Here is a 15635-nt window from a genome sequence, read left to right as displayed (position 1 = left end):
CCAACGGTAGCACCTTGGCGCGGCGGAGATCGACGTGCCCCCGAGCGGACGCCTCAAAGGTAAGGCCGGATCGTCCCTGGTGACAGGGGCGATCCGGCCTTGACGGCGGAAGCCTCAGGAGACCGGCCGGCGCATCGCGGCGTACGCCGGCACCTCGGCCATGGGCGGGCGTTCGCCCACGCTGACGTCGTTGACGTTGATGTCATAGCCGTCCGGGCCCCTGCGGAACTGGGTGAGCGCCGACGACGGCGTCTCCAGTGGCAGCATCCGGCCGTGCCGCTGGAGCCGTGACCAGGCGGTCATCATGATCTGCGCCGACATCGCGCCCAGCGCCTCGGTGGACTGGTGCGCGTGCTCACGGCGGCCCAGGTCCACCTGGGCGATGGCGTCCAGCCCCGCGTCCTGGAAGACGTCCAGGAGCAGGCCGAGCTCGACGCCGTAGCCGGTGACGAACGGCAGCCGTTCCAGCAGGGCGCGGCGGCCGGCGTACTCGCCCCCCAGGGGCTGCATGACGCCCGAGAGCAGCGGCCAGTGCAGGTTGATCAGTGGCCGGGCGACCAGCTCGGTGACCCGCCCGCCGCCGCCCTCGACCCGGTTCTTGCCGTGCCCCAGCGGACGCTCGTAGGCGCCCTTGACGTAGCCGACCGAGGGGTCGGTCAGCAGCGGGCCCAGCAGTCCGGTCACATAGGACGTGGTGAAGGCGCGCAGATCGGCGTCCACGAAGACGATCAGATCGCCGGTCGTGACCGCCAGGGACTTCCAGAGTGCCTCCCCCTTCCCCGACAGGCGTCCCATCTCGGGCAGCACGGCGTCCTGCGCGACCACCTCGGCCCCGGCCGCCGCGGCGGCCTCGGCCGTGCGGTCGGTGGAGCGCGAGTCGACCACCACGAGCTCGTCGACCAGCGGGGCCTGCTCGACCAGAGCGGTGCGGATGGCGGAGACGATGCCCCCGACCGTCTCCTCCTCGTCACGGGCCGGCAGCACGACGCTGATGCGGGTGGCGCCCTTCGCCGCGAGCAGGATGTCGAGCGGCCAGTCCGCCGAGTCACTGGTACGGCGGCGCCACCATGACGCGACCTCAGGCAGCACGCGATCTCCCTTCCGTCGGGACCGTCCGGGGGAACGCCCTTTCGGGCGAGATGTTCCCTTAGCTAGGAAACGCCATGTCAGCGCGATTGATTCACTCTTGGAACGCGCCCATGGCAGCCGACCCGAGAACTTAACGTCCCCACAACACATCGGTCATCCGGCGGCATGCCGATCCAAGAACGCGTAAACGTCGGCCTCGTCCACGCCGGGGAACGCGCCCGGCGGCAGCACCGACAGGACGTGCGAATGGGCCCGCGCCGACGGCCAGGCCATGCCCTCCCAGCGCTCGGCCAGCTCGGCCGGGGGGCGCTGGCAGCAGTCGCCGTCCGGACAACCCGACTTGACCCGGTTGGTGGTCTCCCTCCCGCGGAACCAGCGGGAGTCCTCGTACCGGACGCCCAGGGTGATCGCGAAGTCGCGCTCGTGGCTGGGGTCGATGTGCGACAGGCACCAGTACGTCCCGGTCGGGGTGTCGGTGTACTGGTAGTAGACCGAGAACCGGTCGGCGGTCTGGAACACGTGCCGGCCCGCCCACTCGCGGCACATCCGCTGGCCCTCGATCGCGCCGTCCTCGTCCTGGGGGAAGACCAGCCCGTCGTTGGCGTACGCCTTGTAGATGGTGCCGTTCTCGTCGTTCTTGGTGAAGTGCAGCTGGAGGCCCAGGTGGTGGGTCGCCACGTTGGTGAAGCGGTGCGCGGCCATCTCGTAGGAGACGGAGAACACGTCGGCGAGGTCCTCCACGGACAGCTCGCGCGCCTCCTTGGCCTCCTGGAGGTAGGGGACGACGGCCCGTTCCGGCATCATCATCGCGGCGCCGAAGTAGTTGGCCTCGACGCGCTGCCTCAGGAAGTCGGCGAAATCCTTGGGCACGTCGTGGTCGAGGGCGATGTGCCCCAAGGTCTGCAAGAGGATGGTGCGGGGCGTGTGCATACCAAGCTGCTCACGCTCCAGGTAGATGCGCCGGTTGCGCAGGTCGGTGATGGACCTCACAGAGCGCGGCAGGTCCTGGACGTACTGCAGACCGAAGCCGAAGTGGTTGACCAGCGTCATCAGCATGCCCTGCGACACCGCGCCGCCCCGGTAGCCGACGGCGTCCAGGGTCTGGGCGGCCAGCCGCTCGATCTCGCCGAAGTAGTTGCCGCGCTCGCGCATCTGGCGGCGCAGCTCGGCGTTGGCCTTGCGGGCCTCCTCGGGGCTGGCGGTGGGCTTGGTACGGCTGCGCTTCAGCTCCCCGTACAAGGCCAGGATGTGTTCGAGGACCTCGTTGGGCAGCCGCTTGCCGACCTTGAGGTGGGACAGGCCCAGCGACCGGTACAGCGGGTCGCGCTGCGCCTCCTCCAGGGCGATCTCCAGCTGCGCGCGGCGGCTGGGGGGCTGGCGGCGCAGCAGCTCCTCGACCGGGACCTCCAGCGCGGCGGCCAGCGACTGCAACAGCGTCAGCTTGGGCTCGCGCCGCCCGTTCTCCAGCAGGGACAGCTGGGACGGCGCCCGGCCGACGCGCTCCCCGAGGTCCGACAACGTCATGCCGCGTGCCTTGCGCAGATGCCGGAGACGCTGCCCGAAGGTGACCAGGTCGACATCGCTCGTCAAGTTGAGGGGTTCTTCTGGTCGCAAGGTCGCCACAGGTTGAGGATAGCGGAAAAAACGCAGAACTTCTGTTACTCGTCGGTTCGGCGGCGCCATGTCCCCAGGGCATAGTTCTGGGCAAGCACCCAGGGGACGACAGGGAAGGGCAAGATCATGACTGAGAGTCGCCTCAAGGGCGCGGCCGACGAGCTGCGGCGCCAGTGGGAGACCGATCCGCGCTGGAAGGGCATCGAGCGCACCTACACCGCCGAGGACGTCGTCCGCCTGCGCGGCACCGTCCAGGAGGAGCACACGCTCGCCCGCCTCGGCGCCGAGCGCCTGTGGCGGCTGCTGCACGAGGAGGACTACGTCCACGCCCTCGGCGCGCTGACGGGCATGCAGGCCGTCCAGCAGGTCAAGGCCGGGCTCAAGGCCATCTACCTGTCCGGCTGGCAGGTCGCCGCCGACGCCAACCTGGCCGGGCAGACCTACCCCGACCAGAGCATCTACCCGGCCAACTCGGTGCCGTCCGTCGTCCGCCGGATCAACAACGCGCTGCTGCGCGCCGACCAGGTGCAGTGGGCCGAGGGCGAGGGCGACACCCACTTCCTCGCCCCGATCGTGGCCGACGCCGAGGCCGGCTTCGGCGGCGTCCTCAACGCCTTCGAGCTGATGAAGAGCATGATCGCCGCCGGTGCCGCGGGCGTGCACTGGGAGGACCAGCTGGCCTCCGAGAAGAAGTGCGGCCACCTGGGCGGCAAGGTGCTCATCCCGACCTCGCAGCACGTCAAGACCCTCAACACCGCGCGGCTGGCCGCCGACATCGAGGGCGTCCCCACCCTGGTGATCGCGCGGACCGACGCCGAGGCCGCCACCCTCATCACCACGGACGTGGACGAGCGCGACCACCCGTTCCTCACCGGAGAGCGCACCGCCGAGGGCTTCTACCGGGTCCGCAACGGCATCGAGCCGTGCATCGCCCGCGCCAAGGCATACGCGCCCTACTCCGACCTCATCTGGATGGAGACCGGCACGCCCGACCTGGAGGTGGCGCGCAAGTTCGCCGAGGCGGTCAAGGCCGAGTACCCCGACCAAATGCTCGCCTACAACTGCTCGCCGTCGTTCAACTGGCGCAAGCACCTGGACGACGCGACCATCGCCAAGTTCCAGCGCGAGCTGGGCCACATGGGCTACAAGTTCCAGTTCATCACGCTGGCCGGCTTCCACGCCCTCAACTACGGCATGTTCGACCTGGCGCACGGCTACGCCCGCGAGGGCATGACCGCCTACGTCGACCTGCAGGAGCGCGAGTTCTCCGCGGTGAAGCGCGGGTTCTCCGCGGTCAAGCACCAGCGCGAGGCCGGCACCGGCTACTTCGACCAGGTGAGCACGGCCATCTCGCCGAACTCCTCGACCACGGCGCTCAAGGGCTCCACCGAGGAGGCCCAGTTCCACTGACGCCATGAGACGGGGCGCCCCGCCGCCCCGTCCCCCCGCCGTCAGGGCGTCTCCCCTCTGGGCGTTCCCTCGTCCCGCCGGGCTCACGGGACCCGTCACACCGGGCTTGCAGAACCCGTCTCGGGCTCACAGGGAAGATGCCGGCCCAGCCCCGGCCGGCATGCGAAGGCCCCTCCTCCGTTCCTACACCCGGAGGAGGGGCCTTCCGGTCGTTCCGCCCGTGCCACACCGGCCACCACCCCCGTCGGCCCGGTTCCGACATCCTGATTCCACCGACTTATTCCGAATTGGCCGCTGATTGGCCACTAACGGCAGAGCCATCGACAGGATCTTCTGACGGGTTCACGATCTCGGGGTCATCCGATCGCCCACGACGCGAGAAGAGGATCCTCATGGCGATGCGCCACCCCCCGCGCACCTTGCCGGTCGCGCTGGCCGCCGCAGGGGTCACCACGCTCCTGCTCGCCGGTCCCGCCACCGCCGCCGCTCCCGCGGGCAAGCACGGACGGTTCACCCCCGGCGCGCCCGGTGTCGGCGACCCCTACTTCCCTCTTGAGGGCAACGGCGGGTACGACGCCCGGCACTACTCGCTGAAACTCGCCTACGACCCCGAGTTCGACCAGCTCGACGGCGTCGTGACGATGACGGCACGGGCCACCCAGAACCTGTCGAGCTTCAACCTCGACCTGTCCGGGATGGACGTGGAACGCGTCACCGTCGACGGCGCCAAGGCGTCCTACACCCGGCGCGGCCAGGAGCTCACCATCAAACCGCGCAAGGGCCTGCGCAAGGGACGCACCTTCAGGGCGGCCGTCACCTACGGAGGCGTCCCGCAGACGATCGTCGGGTCGCCGATCGTGTTCGGGTCGCCGTACGGGTTCCTGCACACGCCGGACGGCGCGTTCGTCGGCGCCGAGCCCAACGGGCCCTCCACCTGGTTCCCGGTGAACGACCACCCCAGCGACAAGGCCACCTACGACTACGCCGTCACCGTGCCCGAGGGCCTGGGCGTGGTCACGAACGGGGTGCTGGTCTCGAAGAAGAAGGAGCGGGCCGCGTTCAGCAGGCGCGCCTCGGCCACCCGGGCGACCACGTACAAGTGGCGCGAGGACAGGCCGATGGCCTCGTACCTGACCACGCTGGACATCGGCAAGTGGGAGGTCAGGACGGGACGCACGCCGCTCGGCACGCCCAACTACACCGCCGTCGACCCGGTCCTGCTCGCCGACCAGCCGGACGCGCTGGACTTCTTCTTCGACACCACCAACGAGGCCACCGACCTGCTGACGAGGCTCTGGGGCCCGTACCCGTTCGCCACCGTCGGGGCCATCGCCGACGACGCCCGCTTCAACGGGCAGCCGCTCGGCTTCTCGCTGGAGACGCAGGGCAAGCCGGTGTACTCGGCCGTGCGCGACACCACCACGATCGCGCACGAGCTCGCCCACCAGTGGTTCGGCGACAGCGTCTCCCCGGCACGGTGGAAGGACATCTGGCTGAACGAGAGCTTCGCCACCTGGAACCACCTGTACTGGAACGAGCTGCACGGCGGGACGGCGGTGCGCGACGCGGTCCGCGCGACCTACAACGCGCGGCCGTTCCCCGACCCGGCGGACCGGCCGTGGTGGTCGGTGGTGATCGCCGACCCGAAGCGAAACACGATGTTCAACAACCGCGTGTACGACGGCGGCGCGATGGTGCTCCAGTTCCTGCGCGAGCGGATCGGCGACGAGAAGTTCTTCTCGCTGCTGCGCACGTGGGCGACCGAGCACCGGTACGGCAACGCCACCACCGAGCAGTTCACGGCACTGGCCGAGCGGGTCTCCGGGCAGGATCTGGACGCCTTCTTCCAGACCTGGATCTACTCCCCCGGCAAGCCCCCGCTGCCCTAGCCGCCTGAACCCGGAGCCTCCGGGCCCGCCCGCGCGGGGCCCGGAGGCCCGCAGCGGTCACCCCATGGATTCGCTGAGCGAACCTCCGTATGCTCTCCGCAAGTGGGGGTGCTTCCGTGGGTCGCCTGGTACGCGTTCCGCCGGCATACCGCCTATCCGCTCAGCGCCTTCGCCGAGGCCCTGACCAACACCGTCTTCGGCTTCCTGCGCGCCTACCTGCTCATCGCGCTGTGGAACGAGCGTCCCGGGCTGGGCGGGTACGACGTCACGGACGCGGTCACGTTCTGCTTCCTCACCCAGGCGCTGATCGGCCCCGTGCAGATCTTCGGCGGGATGGAGCTGACCGAGCGGATCCGCAGCGGGGACGTGGCGATCGACCTGCACCGCCCGGTGGACCTGCAAGCGTGGTGGCTGGCCGACGACCTGGCCCGCGGCATCGCGGCGCTGCTCCTGCGCGGCGGGCCGCCGATGGCGGCGGGCGCGGTGGCGTTCGGGCTGCGCACCCCGGGGCCCGGGCAGTTCGCCGCGTTCGCGCTGTCGGTGGTCATGGCGGTGCTGACCTCCTTCGCGTTCCGTTACCTGGTGGCGGTGGCCACGTTCTGGCTGCACGACGAGCGCGGGCTGCAAGCTGTGGCGCTGGTGCTGTCGCTGTTCTTCTCCGGGATGATCCTGCCGCTGGTGGTCTTCCCCGGCCCGCTGGGCGAGCTCGCGCGGGTGCTGCCGTGGGCGGCGCTCGTCCAGGTCCCCGCCGACATGTTCCTGGGCGTGCACACCGGGTTCGATCTGGCGCGGGCGCTGGCGTTCCAGGCGGCGTGGGCGGCGGCCCTGCTGACGGCCGGACGCGGCCTGACGGTGGCGGCGCGGCGGAAGCTGGTGGTGCACGGTGGCTGAGGTCCTGGACCGGACGGTGCGCGCCTACGGGCTGCTGGCCTGGACGTGGGTGCGCGCGGCCGCGCAGTACCCGGTGTCGATGGTGCTGCTGAGCCTCAGCACCGCCGCCGTGGGCGCCCTGGACCTGCTGGCCATCACGCTGATGTTCGCGCACGCGCCCCGCATCGCCGGGTTCTCCGCGATGGAGGTGGTGTTCCTGTACGGCACGTCCTCGTTGTCGTTCGCGGTGGCGGACCTGGCCTTCGGGACCACCGAGCGGCTGGGCCGGCACATCCGGGAGGGCTCCCTGGACTCGATGCTGGTGCGCCCGGTCAGCCCGCTCATCCAGGTCGCGACGGAGGACTTCTCGCCGCGCCGGTTCGGGAAGCTGATCCCTCCCGTGGCGGTGCTCGTGGTGGTGCTGCCCAGGCTGGAGGTGTCCTGGGACGCGGGGCGGGTCGCCATGGTCCCGCTGATGGTGCTGTGCGGGATCGCGATCTTCTCGGGGCTGTGGGTGCTCACCGCGTCGGCGCACTTCCTGCTGATCGAGTCGCACGGCGCGACCAAGGCCGTCACCTACGGCGGCGGGTTCCTCACCCAGTACCCGATGTCGATGTTCGCCCGCGACTTCGTGCGGGCCGTGACGTTCGTGGTGCCGCTGGCGTTCGTGAACTGGCAGCCCACGCTGTACGTGCTGGACCGTCCCGACCCGCTGGGGCTGCCGGACGGGCTGCGGTTCGCCGCGCCCGTGGCGGCGATGGCGGTGTGCGCGCTCGCGGCGGTGGCGTGGCGGACCGGGCTGAGGCACTACCGGTCGACGGGAAGCTGACGGGGGAACCGGGATGATCGAGGTCGAGGGCGTCACCAAGGCGTTCACGGTACGGCGGCGGACCGGGCGCCGGATCCTGCGCGAGCGCACGACCGTGACGGCGGTGCGCGACGTGTCGTTCACGGTCCCGCGGGGCGGGTTCGTGGGCTATCTCGGGCCCAACGGGGCCGGCAAGTCCACCACGATCAAGCTCCTGACCGGGATCCTCACCCCGTCGTCGGGACGGGTGCGGGTGTGCGGGCTGGACCCGTCCCGGCAGCGGACGGCGCTGGCGCGGCGCATCGGGGTGGTGTTCGGGCAGCGCACCACGCTGTGGTGGGACCTGCCGCTGCGCGACAGCCTCACGCTGATCCGGCACCTGTACCGGGTGGACGCCGCGGCGCACCGGGCGCGGCTGTCCGAGCTGACCGCGCTGCTGGAGCTGGGCCCGTTCCTGGGGACGCCGGTGCGGCAGCTCAGCCTGGGCCAGCGGATGCGCGGCGACCTCGCGGCGGCGCTGCTGCACGACCCGGAGCTGCTGGTGCTGGACGAGCCGACGATCGGGCTGGACGTGGTCAGCAAGGCCACGGTGCGGGAGTTCCTGGAACGGCTCAACGCCGAGCGCGGCACCACGATCCTGCTGACCACCCACGACCTGGGCGACATCGAGCGGCTGTGCCGCCGCGTCCTCATCATCGACAAGGGCCGGCCGGCCTTCGACGGCGACCTCGAGCGGCTGCGCGCGAGCGTCGGCGCCGACCGGATGCTGGTGGTGGAGCTGGACCGTCCCGAACCGCCGCTGGCGCTGCCGCGGGTGGAGGTGGTCCGGGTCGAGGGGCCGCGGCAGTGGCTGCGGCTGCCCCGCGCGTCCAACGCCGCCGCGGTGGTGGCCGAGCTGGCGGGACGGTACGGCGTGCGCGACATCGAGCTGCGGGAGACCGACATCGAGGAGGTCGTGGCCCGGCTCTACCGGGGCGAGGACGCCTACGACATCGGCGGGCGGCCCACCACTCCCTGACCGTTGCGCAGGAGGTCAGCGCGCGGCGGAGTAGAACACCTCGGCGTCCTCGTCATCGTCCTCGCGGTCCGGGCTCCAGCGGCGCGGCGCCCACGTCGGCATGAGCAGGGCGAACCCGAGCATCGCGTAGACGCCCGAGCCCATCAGCGTGCGGATCCCGAGGTCCAGGTCCCCGGCGGGAGGGACCTTCCCGGGCAGGTCGAGCACCGCGCCGGGGTCGACCAGGAAGTAGGCCGACAGGCCCAGCAGCACCAGCGAGGGGATCAGGGAGACCAGCGGCGAGGCCCAGCGCGACACGATGATCACGCCGGTGACCAGCCCGACCGCGGCCAGCAGCGCGAAGGCCCCGTACATCCGGGTGCTGTCGGTGATCTCCTGCCGGGCCCCGTCGAAGGACTGCAGCGCCTGGACATGGCCCCACGCCGCGCCGTACGCCAGCGCGGGGGTCAGCAGGACGCCGAGCACGAATCCGAACGCATGGCGCACCGCGCATCACTTCCCATCCGAGGGCCCGCGCCCCTGTCGCACGAGCGACCGTGTGGACCCCCCATCACAGCACGCGATCACCGTAGAGCGCATCACGTCCGACCGTCTACCGACATGGCGCTATCTCCACTGATCCGCCCGGTTCCGTTGTCGCAGCACGGAGGCCCGTTTCCCCCCGCGCGGGCGGCGCCGTGGGGCCTTACCGCTGTTTTGAGGGCGATTGTCCGGGCATCGGCGGGTCATCGCTGGAACACAGGGAGGACCAATGCCGACGATCCTCATGATCGTGGCCGCCGTGGCGCTCATCGCCCTGGCGGCCGCGCTCGGGTACGCGTCCTGGAACCGTGCCCGCACTCAGCGGCTCAGACGACGGTTCGGGCCCGAGTACGACCGCGCGGTGGAGCGCCACGGCGGCCGCGCGGCCGCCGAACGGGAGCTGATGTCCCGCCGCAGGCGGCACCGTGAGCTGGAGCTGCGCGAGCTCGACCCGGCCCAGCGCGAGCGCTACCGGGAGCAGTGGCTGACCGTCCAGGAGCGGTTCGTCGACCAGCCCGGCGCCGCCGTCGAGCAGGCGGACCGGCTGGTGCTGGTGGTGATGGGCGAGCGCGGCTACCCCACGCGCGACTTCGACGACCGGATCGAGCACCTGTCGGTCGAGCACGCCGGCGCCCTGGACCACTACCGGCGCGGTCACGACATCAGCGTCCGCGCGGGACGCCGGGAGGCCACCACCGAGGAACTGCGCCAGGCGATGGTGCACTACCGCGCCCTGTTCGACGACCTGCTCGGGGCCCTGCCGGGCGACCGGGCCGCCCAGAGCTCATAGGGAGCTGAGCCCCATGCACGGCACACCCCCCGACCCCCGAACCCCCGCCGGCTCCCCCGACATCCGGGTCGCCGGCCCTCCGGAGACCCCGCCCACCCCGAAGCAGGACACGCCCGGTCCACCGCGCACCGCGGAGCCACCCCGTCCGGGCGATGAGCCCCGTCCCCACCAAGGCCCGGAACACGGCGGCGCGCCCGCCCGGCCCGCCGCCCGGCCGATGCCCTCGCGGGCGGCCGACCACGGGCGCGAACGCCCGCGCCTGCTGGACGAGGCGGAGGCCGGCGGGTTCCGCGACCGGTGGCACGTCGTGCAGGCCGCGTTCGTGGACGACCCGGCGGATTCGGCGCGCCGCGCCGAAGAGCTGGCGGCCGAGGTCGTGAACGCCCTCGGCCGGGCCATCGCCGACCGCAAGCGCGTCCTCGACGAGTCGGCGCGGGACGGGGCGGACGGCGACGGAGGCGAGCCGCCCGACACCGAGCGGCTGCGGCGGTCCCTGCGCGCCTACCACGACCTGGTGGACCGCCTGCTCGCCATCTGAGGCCCGCCGCCGGACCCCGGCCACCCGCAGGGGTGGACGCGGCGGCCGTACGGGGTGACGATCCCGCTATGGCGCGCCTGATCCTGCTCGGGGCCGGGGCGGCGCGGTCTCCCCGGTTCGCCCCGGCGGGCCTGCTCGTCGAGTACGGTCACACGCGGGTCGGGATCGACGGCGGCGCGGGCTCCGAGCCGCCCGGGACCGCGGACGCCTGGCTGGTCCGCGACGACGCGCCGCACCCCGACCTGCTGCGGATCGCCCGGGAGACCGGCATGTGCGAACCCGCCGTGGCGCCGTTCCGGCACGGGCCGCTGCGCGTCGATCCCCTCCCGGTGGGCGAGGGGCTCTACGGCTACCGGATCGCCGCCGGTCACCACACGGCGGTCTGGGCACCGGAGCACACGGCGTTCCCGCACTGGGCGGAGGGGGCCGAGCTGGTGTTCTCCGGCCCCGGCGCCGGCATCGCCGAGACGGCCGAGGCCGCGCGGCGGCTCACGGTGCGCCGGCTGGTATTCGTGCTGCTGGACGAGACGGTGTCCGGGATGCTGGACGCCGGCGAGGATCCGCCGTTCGGCGAATGGGGCGAGGAAGGCGGGCGGTATCGCATGTGAACCGGCGCCGTCACGGCCCCGGGCACGGCTCAGCCGTGGCTGACGCCGCCGCCCAGGTTCATCACCACCACCCCGGCCACGACGATCCCCGCGCCCACGATCGTCAGCGGGCGGACCGGCTCGCCGAACAGCATCACCCCGCCCACGAACGCCCCGACCGTGCCCAGCGCCGACCAGATCGCGTACACCGGGCCCACGTTCAGCGCCGTCAGCGCCTTGGCCAGCAGCGCGAACGACACCAGGTAGCCGATGACCACCACCACGGTCGGACCGGCCTTGGACAACCCTTCCGAGCCGCGCAGCGACAGCGTCGCCGCGACCTCCGACACGATCGCCAGGGCCAGCAGGACATAGGGCATTCGGCGGTCTCCTTCGACGGTCGCCCGGCACGGGACCGGGATCGCGCGTGGCTCACCCCGCGGGGGCGATGGACTCGAACACCTTCATATCGCCGTCCAGGTCCAGGTCGCCGTCGAATGCGGTGCGTTCGCGCGGCCAGTGCACCACGATCTCGTCGAAGCCGAGCTCGCCGTAGCGGGCGGACAGGTCCGCGAACGACTGCGGCGACTCCAGCCACGGCTCGCCGGTGAATCCCGTCAGCAGGATCCGGCGCAGCGTGGCGGGGTCGCGCCCCTCCTCCTCGCACACCGCGCTCAGCGTCTCGACCCGGGCGCGGACCGCGCTCCACGGGTCCCCGGCCGCGGCGCGCTCGCCCGTGCTGACCCAGCCCGCGCCGTGCCGGGCCGCCAGGCGCATGCCCCTCGGCCCGTTCCCCGCGATCACGAACGGGACGCGCGGGCTCTGCACGCAGCCGCCGCCGCGCACCTCCCGGGCCGAGTAGTACGTCCCCTCGTAGGTGACCTCGGGCTCGGTCAGGAGCCGGTCGAGCAGCCCCACCCACTCGGCGAAGCGGTCGGCGCGCTCGCGGGGCGTCCAGTCCGGGCCGCCCAGGATGCCGCCGTCCGAGGTGCGGTTGGCGCCGCCCGCGCCGATGCCCAGCGAGAGCCGGCCCCCGCTGACGTGGTCGATGGTCTTGGCCGCGTGCGCCGTCGGCACCGGATGCCGGAAGTTCGGGGAGGTGACCATCGTCCCCAGGCCGATCCGCGACGTCACCGCCGCCGCGGCCGCCAGCGTGGCGTAAGCGTCGTACCAGGGCGTGTTGCCCCGCCACGCGATGTGGTCGTACAGCCATGCGGAGTGGAAACCCAGCTCCTCGGCGTGCCGCCACAACGCTCCGGTCTCGGGCCAGGACCGTGTCGGCCACAGTAAGACGCTGATCTTCATGTCCTCATCCCATCACCGCGGGGACGCCGGATCCAGTCGCGCAGCGCCCACCACCGGTGCGCGGCGAGCACCACGGCCGACCCCTCCCCGCCGGTCAGCCCAGTACCCGTCAGCGCAGTGCCGGTCAGTTCCTGAAAGCGGCGCACCCGGTACTTGACGGTGTTGCCGTGGACGTGCAGCGCCGCGGCCGTGGCCTCGACCCGTCCGCCATGGTCGAGGAACGCAAGGGCGGTCTCGGCCAGCTCCCGGTGGAACGGGTCGTCGGGGTTCAGCCCGTCCAGGAACCGCGCGGACAGCAGCCGCCCCAGCTCCGGCTCGTCCTCGGTGACGGCGGGCAGGGCCAGGTCGGTGAGCCGCCGAAGCCCCGTCAGCCCGGACGCGGCGCCCGCGCGCAGCGCCCTGCGGCACAGCCGGTACAGCGGCGGGATCTCGGCGGGCCGGGCGGGGGGCGAGGCCACCAGCAGCGGCACGTCCTCCAGCGCGGGCAGGCGCGCGACCAGGCCGGCCAGCCTGCCGTCCACCAGGCCGCACAGCGCCTGGCCCGCCGCGGCCAGCGCGCCCTCCAGCCGGCTCGCCACGGCCGGGTCGCTGACGTCGGAGACCACGCAGTGGTACGTCCCGTCCGGGTCCAGCGAGGGCGGCGCCGCCGCCGGTTCGCCGTGCAGCAACTGCCGCAGCGTCTCGACATGGCTCTCGCGGGCGGTGCGGGCCATCTCCAGCTCGGCGACGCGGTGCGCGTGCACCATCCGGTGCACCAGCGCCGTGGTGATCGCGTCGATCCGGGTGACGCCGTCCAGCAGCGTGTCCGCGGACACGCCCAGGCGGCGGCCCTCCTCGATCAGCCGTCCCACCAGATGCGCACGGCCCGCCTGGAAGCCGTCCAGGAACGCGGCGACCGGCACCCCCTGCCGGGCCCGGTCCGACCCCAGCCGCTCGGCCGCGGCCAGCACCTCCTCGCCCGGTTCCCCGCCGTCGCGCAGCGCCGCCAGCGCGCCGCGCAGCAGGGCGCGGGTGTGCCGCCGGGTCTCCTCCTCCGGCAGCGCCGCGACCAGCTCCGACCTGCTGCGGGACGCCCTCACCGTGGATTCCAGCAGATCCGGGTCCGCGGCCCGCTCGAACAGCAGCCGCAGGAAGACGTCGACCTCCGCCATGCGCCCCTCCGGGCCTCCGTTGTCCCCGCCGGACAACGCCCGCCGCGCCCCTTGACCCCCGCCAGCCTAGACGAACCCCCGCAACCTGGGGTTCGGTGGTACCGAACACTGTTCGCCCCATCCCTTGCCGAAGGAGCCGCCCCATGTCCGACGACACCAACCCCGCCGGCGAGGAGAAGTTCCTGGACGCGCTCGCCACGGACCTGATCTTCAGGCTGCCGCCGACCTTCGAGACCGTGGAGGAGGAGCGCAGGCACCGCAAGGAGCGGCTCGCCGCGGCGCTGCGCCTCTTCGGCAAGTTCGGCTTCGAGGAGGGCGTGGCCGGGCACATCACCGCGCGCGACCCCGAGCACACCGACCACTTCTGGGTGAACCCGTTCGGGATGTCCTTCAAGCACATCAAGGTCAGCGACCTCATCCTCGTCAACCACGAGGGCAAGGTCGTGCAGGGCCGCTACCCGGTGAACGAGGCCGCCTTCGCCATCCACTCCCAGGTCCACCAGGCGCGGCCCGACGTGGTGGCCGCCGCGCACAGCCACTCCACCTACGGCCGCGCCATCTCCGCTCTCGGCCAGAAACTGGAGCCCATCACCCAGGACGTGTGCGCGTTCTACCAGGACCACGGCCTGTTCGACGACTACACCGGCGTCGTCACCGACCTGGAGGAGGGCAAGCGCATCGCCGCCGCGCTGGGTGACAACAAGGCCGTCATCCTCCGCAACCACGGCCTCCTCACCGTCGGCGACACGGTGGACGCCGCCGCCTGGTGGTTCATCACCATGGAACGCTCGTGCCAGGTGCAGCTGCTGGCCAAGGCGGCCGGCGAGGTCGTGCCGATCGAGCACGACAACGCCGTCCTCACCCACCAGCAGATCGGCAACGACCTGGTCGGCTGGATCAACTACCAGCCCCTCTACGACCAGATCACCCGCGAGCAGCCCGATCTCTTCGAGTGACCGCGGGGGGCCGCCCCCACGCCCTCGGCGCGGGGACGGCCGGCCGTGCGGCCCGGCATCGGGTCAGAACGTGACCACGGCCTTGAAGCGGGCCCGGCCGTTGCTCGCCGCCTCGTACGCCTCGCCGACGCGCTCCTTCGGGTACACGTCGACCATCGGCCTGACGGCTCCCCGGGCGACGAGGTCGAGGGCCTCGACCAGGTATTCCAGGCCGTTGTGGGCGGAACCGATGACCTCATAACCCTGGAAGGTGAGCGGTCCGGCCGGCAGGGTCATCTCGTCGGTGGCGACGCCCATCATGACGACCTTGCCCCAGGGCTTGATGCCGTCCATGGCGTCCACGACGGCGGCGTGCGAGCTGCTGGTGTGCATGATGACGTCGGCCCCGCCGGCCTCCTTCAGCGCCGCGCCGTCGGCGACGACGTCGTCGGCGCCGAGCCGCCTCGCGAGATCATGCTTGGCGGCCGTGTGGGTCACCGCGGTGACGTGGTAGCCGGCGGCCTTGGCGTACTGGATCGCGAAGTGGCCGAGGCCGCCGACCCCCACGACGGCGATCCTCGCGCCGGGCTTCGGGTCGACCTTGCGCAGCGCGGCCCAGGTGGTGAAGCCGGCGCACAACGTCGGAGCCGCGTCCTCGTAGGAGATCCCGTCGGGCAGCAGCACGGTGCCGTTGGCGTCGGCGGCGAGGTACTCGGCGAAGGCACCGTCGACCGTGACACCCGTCAGCGTCGGATTGGCACAGTTCATGGCGGTGACGAAGCTGATGGGGTGCTCCTCGTGGCAGAAATCGCACACGCCACAGGTCTTCTGGGTCATCGGGATGCCGACACGGTCACCGACCTTGCGCTTGGTCACGCCCTCACCCACGGCGACGACCTCGCCGACGCCCTCGTGCCCGAGGATCAGCGGGAATTCGTTGAAGGACAGGGGGCCATTCGCCATCCAGAGGTCCGTGCCACAGATCGCGCACGCATGAATTCGCACCAGCACGTCGGTCGGCCCGATTTCGGGAACGGGCCGGTCCTCCAGCACCCAGGGCGCATTGACCTCGGAGATGACGGCTGCCTTCATCTGCGCCATGACGATCC

16 protein-coding genes are annotated in these 15635 nt (G+C 71.9%); 9 read left to right on the top strand and 7 right to left on the bottom strand.

Going from position 1 to position 15635, the window contains the following annotated elements:
• Nucleotides 1–114: 114 nt before the first annotated feature.
• Nucleotides 115–1089 carry a glucosyl-3-phosphoglycerate synthase gene (locus tag ACGWYJ_RS10455; RefSeq protein ID WP_395105565.1) on the bottom strand — a complete coding sequence of 325 codons (975 nt, stop codon included), beginning with the start codon at nt 1087–1089 and terminating at the stop codon, nt 115–117.
• A gap of 153 nt (nt 1090–1242) precedes the next feature.
• Nucleotides 1243–2679, bottom strand: a complete 1437-nt coding sequence (locus tag ACGWYJ_RS10450) for a helix-turn-helix domain-containing protein (protein ID WP_395105563.1) — start codon at nt 2677–2679, stop codon at nt 1243–1245.
• A 150-nt stretch (nt 2680–2829) separates the two neighbouring features.
• Here ACGWYJ_RS10450 and aceA point away from each other — a divergent pair, with 150 nt between their 5' ends.
• The 5 genes from aceA (at nt 2830) to ACGWYJ_RS10425 (ending at nt 8698) form a co-directional block, all read left to right on the top strand.
• Complete coding sequence (aceA, locus tag ACGWYJ_RS10445; protein WP_395105562.1) at nt 2830–4113, top strand: isocitrate lyase; 1284 nt, start codon at nt 2830–2832, stop codon at nt 4111–4113.
• A 392-nt stretch (nt 4114–4505) separates the two neighbouring features.
• Nucleotides 4506–6002 carry a M1 family metallopeptidase gene (locus ACGWYJ_RS10440; RefSeq protein WP_395105560.1) on the top strand — a complete coding sequence of 499 codons (1497 nt, stop codon included), beginning with the start codon at nt 4506–4508 and terminating at the stop codon, nt 6000–6002.
• A 102-nt stretch (nt 6003–6104) separates the two neighbouring features.
• Nucleotides 6105–6893, top strand: coding sequence for an ABC transporter permease (locus tag ACGWYJ_RS10435; RefSeq protein ID WP_395105558.1), 789 nt, complete (start codon nt 6105–6107; stop codon nt 6891–6893).
• The gene (locus ACGWYJ_RS10430; RefSeq protein ID WP_395105557.1) at nt 6886–7701 is read left to right on the top strand and encodes an ABC transporter permease; all 816 of its coding nucleotides are present in this window, start codon (nt 6886–6888) and stop codon (nt 7699–7701) included. The genes ACGWYJ_RS10435 and ACGWYJ_RS10430 overlap by 8 nt, the downstream gene beginning before the upstream one ends.
• A gap of 13 nt (nt 7702–7714) precedes the next feature.
• Entirely contained in the window at nt 7715–8698 is a 984-nt protein-coding gene (locus ACGWYJ_RS10425) for an ATP-binding cassette domain-containing protein (protein ID WP_395105555.1), read from the top strand.
• A gap of 15 nt (nt 8699–8713) precedes the next feature.
• Here the strand turns inward: ACGWYJ_RS10425 and ACGWYJ_RS10420 are convergent, their stop codons facing one another.
• On the bottom strand, nt 8714–9184 hold the full coding sequence (locus tag ACGWYJ_RS10420) for a hypothetical protein (protein ID WP_395105553.1): 471 nt from the start codon (nt 9182–9184) through the stop codon (nt 8714–8716).
• A gap of 265 nt (nt 9185–9449) precedes the next feature.
• On the opposite strand from ACGWYJ_RS10420, the gene ACGWYJ_RS10415 reads away from it, so the two are divergent.
• The 3 genes from ACGWYJ_RS10415 (at nt 9450) to ACGWYJ_RS10405 (ending at nt 11156) form a co-directional block, all read left to right on the top strand.
• Nucleotides 9450–10010: a hypothetical protein gene (locus tag ACGWYJ_RS10415; RefSeq protein WP_395105551.1), complete on the top strand. Its 561-nt coding sequence runs from the start codon at nt 9450–9452 to the stop codon at nt 10008–10010.
• A gap of 13 nt (nt 10011–10023) precedes the next feature.
• Entirely contained in the window at nt 10024–10548 is a 525-nt protein-coding gene (locus ACGWYJ_RS10410; RefSeq protein ID WP_395105550.1) for a hypothetical protein, read from the top strand.
• Between the two features lie 68 nt (nt 10549–10616).
• Nucleotides 10617–11156, top strand: coding sequence for a hypothetical protein (locus ACGWYJ_RS10405; RefSeq protein WP_395105548.1), 540 nt, complete (start codon nt 10617–10619; stop codon nt 11154–11156).
• A gap of 29 nt (nt 11157–11185) precedes the next feature.
• Here ACGWYJ_RS10405 and ACGWYJ_RS10400 read toward each other — a convergent pair whose 3' ends face one another.
• From ACGWYJ_RS10400 to ACGWYJ_RS10390, 3 genes are read right to left on the bottom strand one after another with little or no spacing between them, the layout of a single operon-like run.
• The gene (locus tag ACGWYJ_RS10400; protein ID WP_395105546.1) at nt 11186–11515 is read right to left on the bottom strand and encodes a DMT family transporter; all 330 of its coding nucleotides are present in this window, start codon (nt 11513–11515) and stop codon (nt 11186–11188) included.
• A 52-nt stretch (nt 11516–11567) separates the two neighbouring features.
• The gene (locus ACGWYJ_RS10395) at nt 11568–12440 is read right to left on the bottom strand and encodes an LLM class flavin-dependent oxidoreductase (protein ID WP_395105544.1); all 873 of its coding nucleotides are present in this window, start codon (nt 12438–12440) and stop codon (nt 11568–11570) included.
• A complete protein-coding gene (locus ACGWYJ_RS10390; RefSeq protein WP_395105542.1) occupies nt 12437–13591 on the bottom strand; it encodes a helix-turn-helix domain-containing protein in 1155 nt (384 codons plus the stop codon). Before ACGWYJ_RS10390 ends, ACGWYJ_RS10395 begins: the two co-directional genes overlap by 4 nt.
• Before the next feature lie 143 nt (nt 13592–13734).
• On the opposite strand from ACGWYJ_RS10390, the gene ACGWYJ_RS10385 reads away from it, so the two are divergent.
• Nucleotides 13735–14547, top strand: a complete 813-nt coding sequence (locus ACGWYJ_RS10385; RefSeq protein WP_395105541.1) for a class II aldolase/adducin family protein — start codon at nt 13735–13737, stop codon at nt 14545–14547.
• A 63-nt stretch (nt 14548–14610) separates the two neighbouring features.
• On the opposite strand, the gene ACGWYJ_RS10380 is transcribed toward ACGWYJ_RS10385, so the two are convergent.
• Nucleotides 14611–15635 (bottom strand): alcohol dehydrogenase catalytic domain-containing protein (locus tag ACGWYJ_RS10380; protein ID WP_395105539.1); only part of this gene is annotated, 1025 nt, incomplete at its 5' end.

The sequence above is a fragment of the Actinomadura sp. SCN-SB genome (assembly GCF_043906805.1).
GTDB lineage: Bacteria > Actinomycetota > Actinomycetes > Streptosporangiales > Streptosporangiaceae > Spirillospora.
The sequence above is the reverse complement of the archived record's forward strand: the minus strand, read 5'-3'. Positions and strand labels throughout refer to the sequence as shown.